This window comes from Arthrobacter sp. Ha26 (assembly GCF_059091705.1).
Map to the genome: position 1 here is coordinate 53,786 of NZ_JBNHGX010000009.1, position 17,722 is coordinate 71,507.

Below are 17,722 nucleotides of genomic sequence, written 5' to 3' on the forward strand. Positions count from 1 at the left end.
TCACAGTCCCTCTCCCAGATACGCTTTTTTGACCAACGGGTCGGCAAGGACGACGTCCGGCGTGTCGACCATCAGCAGCTGGCCGTTGTGCATGACGGCAATGCGGTCAGAGATGCTGGCCACCAGTTCGATGTGGTGTTCGACCATGACCACGGTGTTGCCTCCGCTGTGGATGTCGCGTGCAATGTCGATGAGCACATCGATCTCTTCGGCCGCGGCCCCGGAGGTCGGTTCGTCCAGTAACAGCAAGGAAGGCCGCTGGACCGCCAGCAAGGCCATCTCCAGTTTGCGTTTGTCGGCGTGGGTCAGCGCGCCCGCCAACTTGTCGGCCACGTGGCCAAGCGCGGAGCGCCCCAGTGTCGCCGAGGCCAGCCTGGTTGCCTCGTCATCGGGCCGGGGCCTGCGGATCAGCGATCCGCTGCCGCCAATCCTTGCCTGGGCGGCCAGCCTGACGTTTTCAAGGACGGTCCGCCCGGCGAAGACGCTGGACGTCTGGAACGACCGGGCAATGCCGGATTTGGCCCGCGTCGCAGGGCCGTGCCGCGTGATGTCCGTGCCTCCGAAGTGGATGGCCCCGCCCGTCGGACGGACGACGCCGGAAATCAAGTTGATGAGGCTTGTTTTTCCGGCGCCGTTCGGTCCGATGACCGAGAGGAACTCGCCACGACGGATCCGGAGGGAAACGCCGCGGATGATATCGATTCCTCCGACACTCCACGAGAGTTTGTCCGTCGCCAGAATCTGGTCCGTCGTTACGGGGCTCATTGTTTTCCTTCGGTTGACGTGCGGGACTACGGCAGGGACGGGGCGACGGCCTCGCCAGGGATAACCTTGTCCACGACGGCCTTCCCGGCATCAAAGTGCATGAGGACCATGGGGGCGATCAGTGCATGGTCCTTGGCACGAATCGTGGTGGCTCCGCGGGGGCTGTCGAAGGAGTAGTCCTCCAGAGCGGAGACCATATTGGCGGTGGTATCTCCGCCGCTGTGGCCGATGGCGTGAACAACCATCTGGGCTGCGAGGAACCCGTCCGCATGGATATAGTCCACTTCATGACCCAGTGCCTTGACGCCTGCATCCAGCGCCTTCGCGGCATCGTTGTCAACTTCACCTTCCACGTAGGACGTGAACAGGGACAAGTTCGGTGAGGTGATCTCCGCGTACGTCGGCCAGGTGGGCCTCATGCCGATATTGGAGATGACGTTGGAGCGATCAAAGACGGCCTGCTGGCTAAGTGCCCGCCACATCGGGGTGACGTCGCCGGACCAGAACGGAATCACGATGTCGAAGTCTCCGGACTTAATGCGCTGGACGTACGGGGCGACATCGGCAGTCGGAAAGGGGGCCAGCACCTCGGTGATGGAGGCCGCCCGGCCGCCGACAATCTGCTTCGTCGTCTCAATCAGGCTCTTGCCGTATTCGATGTCATGCGCGAGGATGCCGATCTTCGCACCATTGACGGTGTCGCCGAGACCATTGATGATGGTTGCCACATCCTGGGAGGCCTGGCGGGATCCGCGGAAGGTGTTTTTATTGACCCCGGTGATGGCGTTGGAGTTCGCACTGCCGGTGATGTAGAGAATGTCGTTCTCCTGCGCGAAATTCGCCAGGCTCAGGGCGATGCCGGAGCTCTGGGTGCCGGCAAGGATCTTTACCCCGCGGCCGACGAGGGCCGTAGCCTCGGTCATGGCCTTGTTGGGGTCAGTGCCGTCGTCGACCTCCTCGACCTTGATTTTGGTGTCATTGACCTTGCCCGTTCCGCCGGTGGCATGGTCAAGCCCGATTTTGAACCCCTCGAGCCAGTTCTTGCCCGAGGGCGAGTTTGCGCCCGACAGTGACGTGAGCGCCCCGACAACGATCTCCTTGTTGTCGCCGCCCGCAACGGACCCTGTGCTGCTGGCGCAACCCGTCAGCACCAGTGCCGCGGCGGACAGCCCCACTATGATCTGGTGCAGGGTTCTCTTCTTTTTCATTTTCGTCCGTCCTCATCGACGTAAGTTTGAATGCTGCAGACTGTATATCTTAATTATTATAATGATTAGCGTTTATGGAAGGTCCCAATCCTACCGATGTCGTCCTCCTCCGTCCACGACGAGCGTGTGGCCGGCGACGAAGCGGGAGGAGTCGGACACGAGGAAGAGCATCGCAGAAGCAACATCGGCGGGAAGCCCCATGCGCCGCAGAGGTATCGTCTCCAGGACAGCGTCCTCGACGTTTTTGCTCTCGCGGACCCACGCCGTCATTTGGGTTTCGATGATCCCAGGAGCGATGGCGTTGACTCGAATGCCTTCGGGTCCAAGCTCTACGGCGAGAAAGCGTGTCAGGTGATCCACCGCCGCCTTTGTCACGGCATAGGCCGCGCTTCCCTTGCGGACCGTGAAGGCAGCAATGGAGGCCATATTAACGATGGATCCGCCGCGGCCGTCCATTGCCGTCGAGGCAGCCTGGGCACCGAACAAAACTCCGTTGACGTTGATACCCGCAGTCGTATCAAATTCCCGTGCCGTGATCTCCCGGACGGGGCCCTGCGGGAAGACGCCGGCGTTGTTGATCCAGTGATCGAGCTGGCCAAATTCCTGCAGGGCGCGCTCGGCCAAGACCGTGTGGTCCTCCCGGGAAGAGACGTCAATGCGAACCGGGATGACAGATGCCACGTCTCCGTAGTCGGTGTTGATCCGCGTCGCTGTCTTGGACACTGACTCGAGGTTGACGTCCCCCGCGACTACGTTGACGCCCTGCCGCACAAGGGCGATGGTGTGTGCTTGGCCGATGCCGCGGGCAGCGCCGGTGACCACCGCAGTCGTTCCGGCGAGTTCCGGATAGCTTGCACCATGAGGTTGCACTGCAGTTTCTCCCAACTTTGGTTCAGCCGCTGGCTGCCGGTCAGCCGATCGCGATCGGACTGACGGGGCTGCCAGTGGCGCCGACAATCCGCAGAGGAGCCGTGACGAAGAGGAACTCGTAGCATTTGTCCGTCGAGAGCCCGCTGAGCACTACGTGTTCGATCAGATGGATCCCCCGCTTGACGAGGAGCTCGATGTGTACGCCGAGGAACACGCCCTCACTCCAGGGCTGGACCTCGACGGATGTGTTGTCGGCGCCGATAATGGCGACGTCCTTCTCCGCCAGGAACCGTGCCGCCTCCAAGGAGAGCCCGGGCTGGTCCAGGCGCATCTCGTTGGTCTCCAGGAACAGCTCGAGCCAGCCGGTACGGATGAGGACAGCGTCACCGCGACGGAGCTGGATCCCCTGGTGCTCGAGGGCAAATTCCAGATCCTCGGCAGTGATCGCGTAGCCGAAGTCCAGGTAAGGCACCCCCTTGGCCGCAGCGACATCAATCAGCACTCCGCGCGCCACGATGCTCCCGGCCTTTTCGATGCCGCTGTGCCTGGCGCCGCCGTATGAAGACATGCCGTCGTGCGGGCGGCCGTTGTAGACAGCGCCATCGGCGTAGACATGGCAGAGGGCGTCCATATGGGTAGCGGTATGCGTGCCCATCACCACGATGTCTTCGTTGGCGCCGACGCCGACCTTGCCGCCGAACCCGTCGACGAACATGGTCTCGTCGCTGTGGTTGGTCAGTGTTAGTCGCTGCGGGGCTCCCCGGTAGTCCAGATGCGGTCCGCTGCGCTCGATGGGCATCGACAGGGAGTAGACCTTGCCCGCGCGTGGGATCGATGTGGCGTTGAGTACCAGTTCGGGTGTGAGCAGGTTCAGGGCACCGCGCTCGTCCTCCTCACCCCAGCGCCCCCAATTGTCCAGACCGGCCGCTGTGTTGACTTGTGCCTCACTCATGGTGGCCTTCCTTGGGCTGAATTTGAAGAGGTACTTAGTGCTTAGCCGATTGCCAAGCGCTGGCGCAGGAAGTCGCCGATGTTCCGCACGGACTGGTCCGCTTCGGGAGCATTGCCGGCCATGAACTGGAAGACGTGCTGCATGGCTGGAACGACTTCGAGCTGGACATCCACTCCGGCTGCCCTGGCTTTTTCCGCGAAACGGCGCGAGTCATCGAGGAGCATCTCGTGTCCGCTGGCGGCCAGGTAGGTCGGAGGCAGCCCGGCCAGGTCATGGTTGAGCACGCTGACGTAGGGAGCGTCCTTAGATCCGCCTTCTCCCAGGAACAACGTCGCTATCGATTCGATCTGCGTCTTGTCCGCCAGGAAGTCGAATTCCGCGTTGAGGTCCATGGATTCCCCGGTCGCATCCAGGTCGTACATGGGCGAAAGGGCAACGACCGCTCCAGGCTGGGCAGTTCCCGAGTCCCGGATCTGCAATGCTGTCGCTGTCACGATCGCGCCGCCAGCGGAGTCCCCGACGAGTGCAGTTCGAGACGCCGGGATCCCCTGAGCAAGGACCCAGTCGAAGACCTTGCGTGTGTCTTCCAGCTGTGCCGGGAAGGGGAACTCCGGGGCCAGACGATATTCGTAGACGACCGCTGGCACGCCCGCGGCCTTCGCGATATGGCCGGCGAGTTTACGGTGGCCCCGCGGGGACCCGCCGATGTAGCCACCTCCGTGGGCATAAATGATGGCGCTGTCCGCCGCGGCGTCCTGGGGAACGGCCCAGATCGCCGGAGTCCCGTCGATGTCGGCGGACCGGTAGGTAACACCTTCCGGTTCTGCGGTGACCTGACCCCACCCGTCGTACATGTCCCGGATGGTCTCCATGTCCATGGTGGGGTTTGCAGCCATGCGGTTGCCCCATCGCTGGTAGAGATCCGCCATCGCATCCTGCTGCTGATTCGTCATGTCCTTCGTCCTTTCCCTACGCGTTTTCCTGGAGGCTTTCGCTCCAGTGGTCGATGATGGCCGGGGCTGCGTCGACCAGAGTGTTCTGATCGATCAGGAGATGCGCCTTGGCCACGGCAATATCGCGTGTGCACCGGCCCAACGCGCTCGGGTTGCGGAACGCCGCGGACCCGCCCCAGAGCTGGGAGAAACCCACGATTCCGTCGGCCACGTTGTGGATCCACGTCGAGACCTGCTGGATGCGGGCAAAGTGCTCGGGGCTCAGCTGCCCTTCGGTGACGAAGGCGTCCTCGGCGTTCCTAAACACGTCCAGGGCGTAGGCGCGGGCACCCTGGAACTCCGCTTCCCGCACGGCAAATTCATGGCGGAAGAGCGGGTTCTCTGCGACGGTTCCCTTGTGTCCGGAACGGGTCTTTGTCTTGGCGATCTTGGCGATCTCCTGCAGGGAGCGTTTCATGATGCCCAAGGCAACCCCTGCATGGCCCGCGACGCTGATCCCGAGCAGACCGAAGCTGTAGACACCTTCGGGACGGTTCGGCGTTGTGGAAAAGGTCGAAAGTACGAACTTGTCGGGAATGAACTGCTCAGGCAGTTCGTAGTCGACGCTGCCGGTGCCAACCATGCCCATGACGTCCCAGTTCCCGTGAAACTGCAGGTCCTCGCGGCGGGCATAGGCAAAGCGGGCGTCGATCATGCCGTTGTCCATAATCTTGTTGCTGCCGTCTTCGAGGACGATGCGCAAACCTGAGCCGATGTGGGTTGCATGGTCGGATCCACTGCCAAAGGAGAGCCTTGCTTTGGCTTTGATGCCGCCCTCCACCTCGACGCCTGTACCCATTGGGCCGGCAAACCCACAAGTGATGGCTTTTTCGGTACCACCGAAGAGCTCCTCGACGCCTTCGGCGGGCAGGTAACCGGAGGCTATGGCGTTGCCGAAGGAGTTTGCCATGAAGGCCCAGCCGGTGGAGCCGTCAGCCCGGGAGATCTCTTCAAGTACTTCGACTGCGTGGGTCACTCCGATGCCGCCGCCGCCGAGTGCGGCGGGAACCAGCATCCAGAACAATTCGGCCTCCTTGAGCGCGTCGACGACGGGCTGGGTGACCTTCCTTTCCCGCTCAATGGCATCTGCCTCGGCAGTGATCACGTGTGCGACCGATTTCGCACGGGCGACGTATTCTTCGCCAACTTCCTGCGGGGTCTTTGTGGTGGTGGTTTGCAACGTCATTGTGTGTGGGACCTCCTGCCGGATCCAGGATCCGGCGTCTCGTTAATTAATATTCCGGACAGTTTCGAGCTTGTGGACGAAAGTGCGCCGTTGCCCGCCGACATAGGCACCGGCTTGGCTGTGACTGCGATCACGAACGACTCTAGGGGATCATCAGTGCTAATACAACTATCTTTTATATGATTGAGATATAGGGGCTACATGTCCGTTGCCGACGGCGCCCTGAGCTCGTCGTCATAGGTGTTGGTGCCCATTTTGCTGGGCAGAAACGGCGCCAACAGGGAGAGCTCCGCCCTGCCCGACGCCTCCACCCGCGCGCCCTCATCGCGGAACAGCCGCCGCCAGTCCGTACGGGGGTCGACGTTGATGAACCACAGAATGGTCAGTCTGCGGCCGCCACGGGATACTTTGTCCCAGGCCGCCAATGCCTCGGAGCCCGACCCCGCAGCGATCGGGTGAGTACGGAACAGCATCGCCGAGGCGGCTGGTCCTCCCGTTTCCACAAGTCCGGGCAAATGGTGGTTCAACAGCCACTCCTCGAGTTCCGGGCGTGCCGCGGCGTCGGAGGCGTCGACAATTTCCAGGACCAGGCCCGGGGAGGGATCGATCAGGCTGAACACGTCCCGCGGGGTGTCCGCGTCGCGATACACAGTGCCGATGTGATCTTGGAAAGACGTGAAGACGTGTGTCCGCGCATCGTACGTCCGCGGGGGCGTGGCCAGTCGCGAGGCGGCACTCCAGTCCAAATAGTCCTGGAGGTGCCCTGGCGCTATCCAGTACGTCGCGAGGTAGCAGCCCTGGGTGATTGGGGCTGCGGGACTGGCCAGACCGCCGGAACGAAGTTGCTGCAGCTCGTGCGTTGCCGTCCACCGGCGACCGGAGAATACCCATGGTGCGGACATGGCGGCGCTGAAGAAATGGTCATCCTCGTACCACCGGCTGTAACTGCGCTCATGCCCGGCATGGGGCTCGACCATGGTGATCAGAGCGTGGCCCACACCCGTAGTTGGCGACCTGTTCACGGCGCTACCTTTCTTGTCTTCCTGGTTGGACGAACGACCGCGCACACGGGCGCCGTCGTCGTACACGTCAATGCCGGGCTAGCGCGGCATCGCGAAACCGCCATTGGGCCGCAGCGTCTGCCCGGTCGTGAATGCGCCCATGTCGGTCGCGAGGAAAAGCGCAGCCCAGGCCACATCCTGGGGATGTCCGACAACCCCCAGCGGTGAGAATGATTTGTAGCGGTCCAGCGCCGCGTCCCACCCCTCTTTGTCCAGCACCCCGTTCTCGTCCACGAAGTTCCGGCGGACCATGGGCGTATCGATGTACCCCGGGGCGATGGCGTTGACGCGGATGTTATCTGCCCCAACCTCCATGGCGAGGCAGCGGGTCAGCTCGGTCTGCGCCGCTTTGGACGCAACATACGCGAGCTGTTCGGGCATCGGCTTGTCCAGCCCGCCGGTTGTCACGTTGACGATGGAACCCGAACCAGCGGGCCTCATGTGTCTCACCGCTGCCTGAGCCGCATAGACGGAGCCCATGTAATTGACCTGCATGACCTTATTCAGAGCAGAGTCGCTTGCCGTTGAGGGCAGGACATCGATAAAGATCCCCGCTGCGTTGCAGAGGACGTCCAGCCGGCCCCAGTGTTCGACGGCATGATCGATGGTCCGGTCGACTTCATCCCTGCTCGAGACGTCGAGACGGGAAGCTTCGGCGATGCCGCCGGCCTCTCGGATCTCATCGACCAGGAGCCGGGCGCCGGCCTCGTCGAGGTCGGCACATGTCACCGCGGCACCGGCTGCGGCGTATACGGCCGCGATGGCACGGCCGATCCCGCTGGCAGCGCCGGTCACAAATGCGGTCTTTCCCGCCAAATCCGGATATTTCATTAGGGCGCCTCCCGTTCCTTCCTAGACGCCAACAAAGGTTCCGTATTTGCCGCGGTGGAAGACCAGGGGCAGCCGTTCATCATCGTGGTGTTCAAGGCTGAGGACACGACCCAGTGCCAAGGTATGGTCCCCGGCCGGATATTCGTCTGCGAGTTCGCATTCGATCCAGCACGTTGCCTCATCCAGCAGCGGGCCGCTGTCGGACTCATGCCAAGAGACTCCCGCGAACCTGTCAGCCCCTGACCGGGCGAAGTCGCGGGCGACGGACTCGTGGGCACTGGCGAGGATGTTCACCGCGAAACGGCCGGAATCCCTGATGCCGGGCCACGTGCTCGATGTGAGGGCAGGGAAAAACCCGACCAGCGGCGGGTCCAGCGACACGGAAGTGAAGGAGTTGCAGGACATTCCCGCGGGCTGGCCATTGTTCCATCCGGTGATCACGATCACCCCGGTGGGAAGCTGTCCCAGCGCGCGCCGGAACGTCATTGCGTCTATTTCCATGATTGTCTCCTTTGACGGTTTCTGCCGCGTTAGGTCGTTTTGACCGGGTTGTTTTCGCTGGGGACGAGCCCTAATTGTTCGGCTGTCCAGGCGGAGGCGAACGGGGTTGTCCTTTCCGGGTCCGCGTCTTCAATAAAGTTCGGCCAGCTCGAAAGGTATTTGATAAATCTTTCCCCGACGGCCTGTCCCCGCAGGTATTCAGAGCTGACAGGAAGCCAACGCGGCTCATATGCGGAATCGCTGCGGAGCCGGTTGGGAAAGTCGCCATTGATGATGGCGGCCTTGCCCAACGCGACGTAGTCGGCGCCCTGGTCGAGGCAGGCCAGCGCGGTCCGGGGGTCGACGATCCGCCCTGCGACGCCGAGCCGGACACCTCCGCGTTCGAGTGCGGTGAAGTGCGACATGATGCTCTGGCCGCGGGCGCGCTCGTCGTCGGGTTCCTTGAAGACGTTCCAGAGGGACATGTCCAGGTAGTCGATGTCCGCTTCGTGCAGAAGTCGTTGGGCTACTTCGCGGATTTCAAAGAAGTCCTGGCCATATCGCTCGGGCGACAATCTGACGCCGAGCTGGAAGTCGCCCCCGACCTGTGCGCGCACTTCCTTGACGACCCGAAACAGGAGCCGGCTTCTGTTCTCCAGCGATCCCCCGTATTCGTCGGTGCGTTTATTGAGCTCCTTGCTGAGGAATTGGCTGATCAGATAGCCGTGTGCCCCGTGGATCTGCGCGCCGTGAAATCCGGCGGCCTGCGCACGTAAGGCGGCGGAAACGAACCCCTGGACCACTTCTTCCACATCTTCAGGGCTCATGGCCCGCGCTCCGGTCGCTGCGTCAGCTGAGGAGCTCAGTGGGTCATCCGCAATAGCCCGCAGGCCGGCGTGATTCAACTGGACACTCAGCAGGCTTCCCGATGAGGCAATCCTGGTTGCAAGGCGACGAAGACCAGGCCCGTGGGCGTCGTCGTAAACACCGATTTCGCCACGGAAGCCGCGGCCTTGCCGCAAGACGGCACTGGCGCAGGTGACAACCTGCCCGAATCCGCCGCGGGCCCGGTAGTCGAGCCAATCTATTTCATCAGCGGAGACGGTACCGTCCTCCGCGCTCTGCGTATTCGTCAGCGGCGCAAGCATGAAGCGGTTCTGCATTGCCGGACCGCGTTGAAAGGTCAGCGGACTGAATAGCCTATCCACAACGAGGGCATCCATGAGTCAGATCACATTCCATTCATCATTTCTATCATATATATGATTGATAGATCAATAGGCCGGAGGATAAGCGAACCGCCGTTTGGACCACCTCTGGTACGTCTTAGTCAGCGGTTTGTTGAGGGTTTCCTGGAGCCGCTCCGTCTCAAGGTGCTATCGGGAACCTGTCCGACGAGAGAACGCTGGCGCCCGGTGCGAGCCCTTCGAGGGTTCTCTCGCATTCTCATTGTCAGTTCCGCCAATCGTCTGCTCTTCCGGAGTAGCTCCTTGATCCAGTCGTCGCGTCAGTATTTTCGTATAGGAACCGCTCACGGTTATTTCGAGTTCTTGCATTACTGGCCTGTGCGGGTAGTCGCGGGACGGGAGTAGTGAAGGCGCCGGTTAAGAACCGAGGCGCCGGCGGGGTTGCCGCCGGCGCCTTTTCGTTTAGCGAACTCCGAGTAGATCTCGAAGCCGCAGTGCCGGGTCGTTCTCGTCGCGGGTGGCCTGCGCGAAGTCCCCACCGAGCGGCGGTGCGGGGTCCGTCATTTTCGTCGTCGCGCCAGGTACGACCGTCCGGTCCTGGATCGCCCAGCGCCCATTTTTTCGGCTGAAGTGGTCGATGTATCGGCCGGATGAGAGTACTTCGAAGGCTTGGCCGTTTTCGGTTCCTCCGGCGAACAGTCCTGACTGTGGTGTCACACTCTGCCAGATCAGGAAGTAGGTCTCAACGAAGGCGTTGTCGCGGTCAGCGAATTCGATCAAGGTATTGCCGACGTGGTGGCTGGAGTATGGGACTGCCTTGTGTCGGTTGCGGGTGAATTCAATGAAACCGTCGATGTTGCCTTTGTAGACGCCGTGGTTGTGGTGTGCGTCTTCGTGGAAGGCCTCATGAAGAACTTCCAATTGGAGGCGGTCTACCGCGCGGCAGAACTGGTGGACCCGGTGCTGGATCTCCATACGGTCCTGTGCGCGTTCTATTGAAAAGTCGTCGGACATGCTTTTCTCCCTAATCTTTTTGTGGTTTCCTGCCACCCTCGCCTTTGTTCACCATCTACGGCACTGGTCGCAGGGACAAGGACGCTTGACGGCTGTGTCTGCTGGCGCAATGCACAGAGCGGTAACCAAGGCATGGTCTGGAGGCAGTTTGTTTGGGCAGTTGAACGTTTCGCTCTCGCTGCTTTTTCGCTGGGCGTTGGATTGTTGTGGTTAGAGAACGGCCACTGGGTTGAGCGGGCTGGAAGTGGATCCGACAAAACGCCAAGGCAGGGCGGTGAACAGGAAGTCCCACTGTTTGTTGTCCGCGCAGGTCTTCGCGAGTTCGGTCAGGTCGAGGTTGTCGATGAGCCATAGGCCCATGGCAACGAGGCATACGCCGTGGATGGGGCGTGCGAAATCGAAGTTATCGGACTGGCCGGGCTGAACGTCGTGGGTGCCATCGGCGCCCATCACAGCAACGCCTCGTTCATGCAGGAAGGGAAGACAGGTGGCGTCCAGTCCGGCCTGAAGACCGTCGAGGATGCCCTTTTTGTCGCCGTGGTAGAGAGGGCCGTTTTTGACCAGTGCGGCGGCGTTCCCGGTGTGGATCAGCAGTACGTCGCCTTCTCGAACTGTCACGCCTTGCCGGCGTTCGGCTGCAAGGAGATCTTCTGGCTTGACCGCGTATCCGCGCTCTACGTACTCCACATCAAAGAGCCCGGCGATATCGAGAAGGACCCCGCGTGAGATCATGCCCTCACTTGCGTGGGAAACGTCAAGATACTTTGACCCGATTTCGTTGTTGGATTCACCGGCGTCGAAGCCGTTATAGGTCTTGCCGTCCCAGCTGTAGTGGCCGAGACCGTCAAGGTGGGCATTGCCGCCGTGCGGGCTGATGATGATTTCCTCACCAATCGCATCCCATCTTGCTGAGATTCCCAGGGCATGCTCGAGTTCGTTAACGGTTGTCTTACGGGCAACACCCGACACTCCTGAGTGCAAAGGATCTGGCGCCGCGGGGTCGAGATTCCGGGAAAGTGAGACGGCCCGTCCGGTCCTGACCGATTTCATGGCGCTCAAGCGGACCTCGGGTGTGATCAGGTTCAAAGTGCCGAGACGGTCATCGTCACCCCATCGGCCCCAGTTCGACAGGGAGGTGAAGTACTCCTCTACTGTGCGGGTGAATGTGGGATTAGCGGTTTCGCTCATTTATATGCTCCTCCTTCTGGTGGTATGGGCGTGCGAAGTCCGGCGCGACAACGAATCCGGTGAGGAATTTCCCGTCAAGCCCTCCATTGGACTAACCGCCTTTGCCGGGTCCGCATACAAGCAGCGGCTGAACACCGCTTACTGGACCATGTGACGTAGACGATACTTATCTCGACGCCGTGCGTCAAGATGTGCTACCTGCAGGACCCGATGCGCGTACCCCGCCCCTACCTGCCCATGCTGGCCTGCAAATGTTGAAAATAATCCGGGGAGGGGGCGCGCTCCCCGACCCCCCTCGGGTCGCCCTGACTCGCCTCCGGAAACCAAGGAAGAGCGCAAATTAGTGCATCAGCTGCGTCAGGCCGTGAACAGCCGCGACACGATAGGGCAGGCTAAAGGTTTGCTGATGGAGCGATACAAGATCCGCGCAGATGCCGCGTTCGCGATACTGATCCCCGGAAGCAGTCGCAACAATATGAGACTCGATGTCGCTCATCAGCTCATCTACTCAGGTGAGAACCTCGCCGGAATCAGTAACGCTTGAGCGCACCTCCGTTAGGCGCCAGATGCCGTTGATCTCCGCGTGGGCGACAGCGGCGAGGTCCGGAGCTGGCATCGATCAGTTGTAGTGAAGTCACGGGGTCCGGCGTCCATGACGCAGCCAAAGATCCGCGAGGTGTCTACCAGGATGAAGGCCCCAAAAGAATCCCGGGGGTGAGTCGTCGGATCAGCTGGAGACGGCGGTATCCGAGTGAAGGAGCCCACCGGGGCGTAGTGCGAGTTCTGCGAACCTCGCACCCATGACAGCGTGAGTCTCGGTGTCAGGATGGAGACCATCCGGCAGCGGCATCTGCTCGGCGTCTGCGGCCCCGTACAGGCGCAGCCCGTCGAGGTAGTGCAGGTGCGGATCGTCGGATCTCACTGCGGAGATTTCGGCGAGGGCTTCGCGGATGACCGCCAGGGTTAGCTGACCGTTCGTGGCACCTCCTGGTGTCCCGGTCGCGATGAAGCGGACGGCGTCCGTCCCGAAGCTTGCGGGGTCGATAGTGGCCGGCCCGGGAGTGTTCTCATGAATACCGCAGTAGATCGGCGACATCAGCAGTAGGGGTGTGTGGGGGTGGCCTTCTCGAATGGTGTCGAGAAAACCATGGACGGCCGGGACGAAGCTCCGCAGGCGCATCGCATCGAGGTTGACGACGTTGATGCCGAGCTTGATGCTGATGATGTCAGCGGGAGTGTCACGGATGACGCGAGCCATGAACGGGTCGACCAGTGCGCTGCCACCGAATCCCAGGTTTCGGAGTTGCACGCCTGCCCGGCGTGCGGCGACGACCGGCCAGATCGCCGCCGGGGAGGTGGCATTGGAGCCGTGGCTAATAGAGCTGCCATGGTGCACCCACACCAAGCCGTCATCGACCGCCGGCGTCACAGGTTCGCTGGTGTGCAGCAAGATGAGGTCCACCTGCTCGTTGTGAGGTAACCACACCTCGACAGTCTTCAGGCCGGCATCCAGGGTAGGAATTTCTACGCGGTCAGCCGTGCCGGTCAAGAAGGTGCGGCCCCCGGTTTGAAAGTCGAGTTCCAAGGTGTCTCCAGCGACTAGCACCTGCGAATAGACCAGGTGGCCATCGACGACGACATCGACCGCGCCCCGCGCGCGTTTCAAGCCGCGGTAGGCGACCCGGGTTGCGTGCAGATCAACAGCGATGGTGCGGGCCGTGGTCGAAAACGCTACGCACACACCGGAGGGCTGCGCTTCCATGAACGCCAACTGCGGGTCGACGTCGCGCTCCCTGACGTGTCGCGGGAGCCGGTGCGGCCGAAGTCCGCGCTCGGTCGTTTCGAAGATGGAGGTTCCCCGTACCAGGTCGGCGGTGATGGGAGTGGTGATCATGAGGATTCTTTCAGGGGATCGGGTCTACTCGCTCCAGCGAGACAGTGTGAGATGAAGGTATCCAAATGATACGGTTCCTGACTGCTCGGGTGGACTCCAGTAGCGGCTGGGAGACGAGCCGGCCGATGAGGGCACGCCTGATGATGTCGATTGGCTCGTTCTCACTGACGAACAGGGAAACCGCAAGCTCGCTTTCCAGCAGATTGATCACCTGGGCCGGACTACACGGCCCTTGCCTGCTGTGCCGAGGCAGATGCACCTGGATCTGACCGGTCCTGAAACACTCAAGCCTCTTGGCTCGCCTCCGAACCAGAGAAGAGCACAAATTAGCCCAACCCTTCCTGACGCGGCGGACGTCCCCGGAATGAAGCCTTCGACTTGACCGGGGCGGGCTGCGCCAAAACTTATCTTGACGTTGCGCGTCGAGATAGATATTGTCTACATCACATCTCGTGAACAGTGCGCGGCATCAACTCGCCGCTGGTACTTGAACTCAAACCAATTGACTAACCCAATGGAGGGCATAGTGAACAACACGGACCAGGTGCGCTACGACAATCGAGCAATCCTAGTGACAGGTGCGGGCCGCGGAATGGGACGCACCCATGCGTTGGCCTTGGCAGCGCGAGGGGCTCAGGTCCTCGTGGCTGACCGCGGCGTATCAATGAATGGAGAAGGAGCAGACGAGGGGCCCGCCAACGACGTCGTGGCAGAAATCCTCGCAGACGGCGGCGTAGCCGCCGCCTACCACGGGGATTTGTCCACGGCCGAGGGGGCACGTGGTGCGGTGGAAGCAACAATCGCTGCCTTCAACCGGATCGACGGGATCATCCACAACGCGAGCACAGCCCCTGACCTTGCGCCGCTCTACCAGACTCCACTGGAGGACTACGATCGCACCCTGCAGGTAAACCTGTATGCAGCGTTTCATATGGTCCAGGCGGCTTGGCCGACATTTCTTTCCCAGAAGTTCGGCCGCTTTGTCTTGGTTTCTTCCCACAGCATTTACGGCAATGCCGAAACGGTGCCGTACACCACGGCGAAGTCGGGCTACATCGGCTTGGTGAACTCACTGTCGTTGGAGGGCGCGGAACACAACATCCTGGTAAACGCAATCGCACCAACTGCCCGTACCCGCATGACTGAACGGATGCAGAAATCCGACTACACCACCTGGCTGTGGGAAACGATGGCGCCTGAAAAGGTGACGCCCATGGTGGCGTACCTGGTCAGCGAAGCATCGGCGGCGAACGGACAGTTCTTCTCAGTGGGAGGCGGGCGGGTAGCCAGGATGACCCTTGCCGAAACTCATGGCGTTCTTGGGCTGGGCGACAGCATCGATGACGTACATGCCAACATCGGTGCCGTGTTGGCCGATGAAGGGTGGATCTTCCCTGATTCAATCGCAGAACGCGCCGTCGTGGTTGCAGAAATCATGGGCTGGAAACCGTCTGCCCTGCAAGGCAACCCCTACGCGATTTCTAAAGCAAACTGAGGCACTCCGGGCAGACGAGGCCCGTCCTTGAACGCCTTGGGGGAGTTCATCGCCCTTTCCGGCGTCTTAGCTGTGGACGGTCGTCGGGCTGTTTTCCGTATCGAAACACCGGCATGATCGCTCCGCACCTCTGCATCCGATCGGTCCGGCACAGTGGGCGATCTTCCGCCCCTCGCCTTCGCATCCCGCATCAACAGAACATCCACGTCCCCAGGAGGACCGATGACATCCGGAACGAACCCCCCGGAAGTGCAATATTCCCTCGACGCCCGTTTGGACCGGGTTCCGACAACGCGCCGCCACATCCTATGGATCGCCCTTCTCGGGGCCACGTACTTCATCGAAATCTTCGACAATGTCAGCTTCTCGTTCGTCGCCCCGGCGGTACGCGCGGAGTTCTCACTCTCGATAGGCCAGGTCGGCCTCATTATTTCTGCAGTTTTCGTCGGCGCACTCTTCGGTGCATTCGTTGGCGGCCGCATGTCTGACCGCCTGGGCCGACGCCCCGTGCTCATCGCCTCCTGCGTGGTGTTTTCGGCCGGGTCCCTCTTCTCGGCCGTTGCCCCATCCTGGGAGATACTGGCCGTGTCGAGACTCATCACCGGCTTTGGCATGCAGGCCGCTGTAGGAGTACTTCTGGTGATTGTCAGCGAGATGTTCCCGAGGGTCTCCCGCGGACGCTATTTCACAGTGATGACCTTCATCGGATTCGTCAGCAGCCCCGTAACTGCGTTCATTGCCCTGAACATCACCCCGCTTTCGACCAGCGCGTGGCGCTGGGTCTTCGCCATCGGCGCGTCCGGCATCATCCTGGCAGTCATGGTCGCCTGGTTCCTGCCTGAAACCGTTCGGTGGCAGGTCATGCACGGGAAGACGGAAGCAGCCACGCGCACAGTCGTTGCACTCGAAGCAGCCGCCGAACGCAAAGGACTAGCGCTTCCGGAACCAGAGAACACGGTGCCGATTGCTACCGGTGCTGCACGTCAGACGCTGCGTGACCTGATCCGCGGTCAGGGCCTGCGGCGACTGCTCGTCACCTCAACCGCTTTCTTCACGTATCTGTACTGCTTTTACGGATTCTCCTCCTGGATCCCCACAATCCTGACGGACCGCGGAATGGCCCAGCAGGCTGCCCTGCAGTTCGCGACGATCCTCTCAGTGGCGACAGTTATCGGCCCGATCCTCCTCTACCCGATCGCTGACAAAGTTGAGCGCAAGACGGTTATCTTCGCCGGTTCGATTCTCACAGCGGCTGCCCTGACCGTGTTCGCGTTGGTCGATGATCCGACAGTCAGCCTGATCGCTGCGTTTGTTGCCCAGCTGGCGGCGGCAAGCATGACCACGCCGTTCTACACCTACCTCCCCGAGGTCTTCCCCACGGCACTTCGCGGAATCGGCGTTGGCACCGTCAACGGACTCGGCAGGATCGCCGGCACACTGTCGGGGGTCACCGTCGCAGCAGCCTACACCGCGTGGGGCTTCCAAACGCTCTACCTGATGTTGGCAGCCATCTTCGTGTTCACCGGGGTCTTCCTTCTGATCTTCGGCGTTCGGACAACCAAGCGATCTCTGGAGGAAATCTCCGAGAAGGAGATCGCCGAACCAGCGGAGCTTCATACCCACAGCAAGTCCTAACCGGCGTGGTCGTGGGCGCGGACCTCCTCGCCCACGACCACGGTCAAACTCCCTCATAGCCACTTCCGTCCGTCGGGCGGGCTGTGGCACTCCCAGTAAAGGAAAAACAACGTGACAACGATGCGAGCCCACTCCACCTTTGAAGACCTCCGCAACAGGGGACGCCGACCCGTCGGCGCCTTCGTGATGTCCACCGATTCTGCCACCACCGCTATTTACGGGGCCGCCGGCTACGACTGGGTGCTGATCGACAGGGAACACGGCGTGATGGATAACTCGGACATGCGGGCCCATCTTCTGGCAGCGAAGGCGACCGGGCTGGTGCCCATTGTCCGCGTGCTGGAGAACAGCCCGACCCTTATCCAACAAACACTCGATGCCGGAGCTGAAGGCATTCTCGTACCAAAAATCGGGTCTGCCGACGAAGCCCGACGTGCGCTGGCTGCGACCAAATACCAGCCCGGAGGACGCGGAATGTGTCCTGTCGTGCCGGCAGCCAACTTCTCCGGTACAAACTGGGGAAGCTACTCAACCGAGATGAACGACAACGTACTTCTCATTCCGCTGATCGAGACCAAACGCGGTGTCGATAACATCGCTGACATCTGCGCCGTGGATGGGGTCGACTACATCTTCTTTGGCCTGGCTGACCTGTCCCAGGATCTCGGGCTCGACATGCTGGCCGACGGCGCTCAGCTGGTTGAACTATGGGAACAGGTCGCAACGGTAGCCCACGAGCATGGAGTCAAGGCGGGCGCGCCACTGGGCTACGGCTTCGATGACCTCGCCGACTTCGGCAGTCTCGACAGCGACCTGGGGTCCTTGCGTACCGCGGCAGACCAGGCTCTTCAAAACTACCTCTCCAAGTCCTCCCTGGCAGTTAAGTAAGCACCTGCCGCCCACGCCCCCACCCGGGCATGAGAAGGACCGAACACCTGAGCGGCTAAAACAAATAGTCGGGCAG

General features: G+C 61.4%; 17 protein-coding genes. 4 read left to right on the plus strand and 13 right to left on the minus strand.

All coding sequences use genetic code 11. From position 1 onward, the window contains the following. The 12 genes from AC5RVY_RS18135 to AC5RVY_RS18190 form a co-directional block, all read right to left on the minus strand. Positions 1 to 765: an ABC transporter ATP-binding protein gene (locus AC5RVY_RS18135; protein WP_493956088.1), complete on the minus strand. Its 765-nt coding sequence runs from the start codon at positions 763 to 765 to the stop codon at positions 1 to 3. A 26-nt stretch (positions 766 to 791) separates the two neighbouring features. Further along, the gene (locus tag AC5RVY_RS18140) at positions 792 to 1,973 is read right to left on the minus strand and encodes an ABC transporter substrate-binding protein (RefSeq protein ID WP_493956089.1); all 1,182 of its coding nucleotides are present in this window, start codon (positions 1,971 to 1,973) and stop codon (positions 792 to 794) included. 90 nt (positions 1,974 to 2,063) lie between these two features. Continuing rightward, complete coding sequence (locus AC5RVY_RS18145; RefSeq protein ID WP_493956090.1) at positions 2,064 to 2,843, minus strand: SDR family NAD(P)-dependent oxidoreductase; 780 nt, start codon at positions 2,841 to 2,843, stop codon at positions 2,064 to 2,066. Positions 2,844 to 2,883: 40 nt separating this feature from the next. Further along, complete coding sequence (locus AC5RVY_RS18150; RefSeq protein ID WP_493956091.1) at positions 2,884 to 3,795, minus strand: cyclase family protein; 912 nt, start codon at positions 3,793 to 3,795, stop codon at positions 2,884 to 2,886. 41 nt (positions 3,796 to 3,836) lie between these two features. Further along, positions 3,837 to 4,748 carry an alpha/beta hydrolase gene (locus AC5RVY_RS18155; protein WP_493956092.1) on the minus strand — a complete coding sequence of 304 codons (912 nt, stop codon included), beginning with the start codon at positions 4,746 to 4,748 and terminating at the stop codon, positions 3,837 to 3,839. 16 nt (positions 4,749 to 4,764) lie between these two features. Further along, positions 4,765 to 5,973, minus strand: a complete 1,209-nt coding sequence (locus AC5RVY_RS18160) for an acyl-CoA dehydrogenase family protein (protein ID WP_493956093.1) — start codon at positions 5,971 to 5,973, stop codon at positions 4,765 to 4,767. A gap of 197 nt (positions 5,974 to 6,170) precedes the next feature. Continuing rightward, a complete protein-coding gene (locus tag AC5RVY_RS18165; protein ID WP_493956094.1) occupies positions 6,171 to 6,995 on the minus strand; it encodes a hypothetical protein in 825 nt (274 codons plus the stop codon). 78 nt (positions 6,996 to 7,073) lie between these two features. Next, entirely contained in the window at positions 7,074 to 7,865 is a 792-nt protein-coding gene (locus AC5RVY_RS18170; RefSeq protein WP_493956095.1) for an SDR family NAD(P)-dependent oxidoreductase, read from the minus strand. A 21-nt stretch (positions 7,866 to 7,886) separates the two neighbouring features. Next, positions 7,887 to 8,366, minus strand: a complete 480-nt coding sequence (locus AC5RVY_RS18175; protein WP_493956096.1) for a flavin reductase family protein — start codon at positions 8,364 to 8,366, stop codon at positions 7,887 to 7,889. Between the two features lie 29 nt (positions 8,367 to 8,395). Beyond that, entirely contained in the window at positions 8,396 to 9,568 is a 1,173-nt protein-coding gene (locus tag AC5RVY_RS18180; protein ID WP_493956097.1) for an NADH:flavin oxidoreductase, read from the minus strand. A gap of 426 nt (positions 9,569 to 9,994) precedes the next feature. Then, positions 9,995 to 10,546, minus strand: coding sequence for a nuclear transport factor 2 family protein (locus AC5RVY_RS18185; protein WP_493956098.1), 552 nt, complete (start codon positions 10,544 to 10,546; stop codon positions 9,995 to 9,997). A gap of 210 nt (positions 10,547 to 10,756) precedes the next feature. Beyond that, the gene (locus tag AC5RVY_RS18190; protein ID WP_493956099.1) at positions 10,757 to 11,734 is read right to left on the minus strand and encodes a cyclase family protein; all 978 of its coding nucleotides are present in this window, start codon (positions 11,732 to 11,734) and stop codon (positions 10,757 to 10,759) included. A gap of 406 nt (positions 11,735 to 12,140) precedes the next feature. Between AC5RVY_RS18190 and AC5RVY_RS18195 the strand changes: the two genes are divergently transcribed. Continuing rightward, complete coding sequence (locus AC5RVY_RS18195; protein WP_493956148.1) at positions 12,141 to 12,278, plus strand: hypothetical protein; 138 nt, start codon at positions 12,141 to 12,143, stop codon at positions 12,276 to 12,278. Positions 12,279 to 12,461: 183 nt separating this feature from the next. Here the strand turns inward: AC5RVY_RS18195 and AC5RVY_RS18200 are convergent, their stop codons facing one another. Next, on the minus strand, positions 12,462 to 13,628 hold the full coding sequence (locus tag AC5RVY_RS18200; protein ID WP_493956100.1) for an SGNH/GDSL hydrolase family protein: 1,167 nt from the start codon (positions 13,626 to 13,628) through the stop codon (positions 12,462 to 12,464). Positions 13,629 to 14,154: 526 nt separating this feature from the next. On the opposite strand from AC5RVY_RS18200, the gene AC5RVY_RS18205 reads away from it, so the two are divergent. From AC5RVY_RS18205 to AC5RVY_RS18215, 3 genes are all read left to right on the plus strand, one after another. Continuing rightward, positions 14,155 to 15,123 (plus strand): SDR family NAD(P)-dependent oxidoreductase, encoded by a 969-nt coding sequence (locus tag AC5RVY_RS18205; RefSeq protein WP_493956101.1) that lies wholly within the window; start codon positions 14,155 to 14,157, stop codon positions 15,121 to 15,123. A 222-nt stretch (positions 15,124 to 15,345) separates the two neighbouring features. Next, complete coding sequence (locus AC5RVY_RS18210; RefSeq protein WP_493956102.1) at positions 15,346 to 16,758, plus strand: MFS transporter; 1,413 nt, start codon at positions 15,346 to 15,348, stop codon at positions 16,756 to 16,758. 120 nt (positions 16,759 to 16,878) lie between these two features. Then, on the plus strand, positions 16,879 to 17,646 hold the full coding sequence (locus AC5RVY_RS18215; RefSeq protein ID WP_493956149.1) for an HpcH/HpaI aldolase family protein: 768 nt from the start codon (positions 16,879 to 16,881) through the stop codon (positions 17,644 to 17,646). The last annotated feature ends 76 nt before the right edge of the window (positions 17,647 to 17,722 follow it).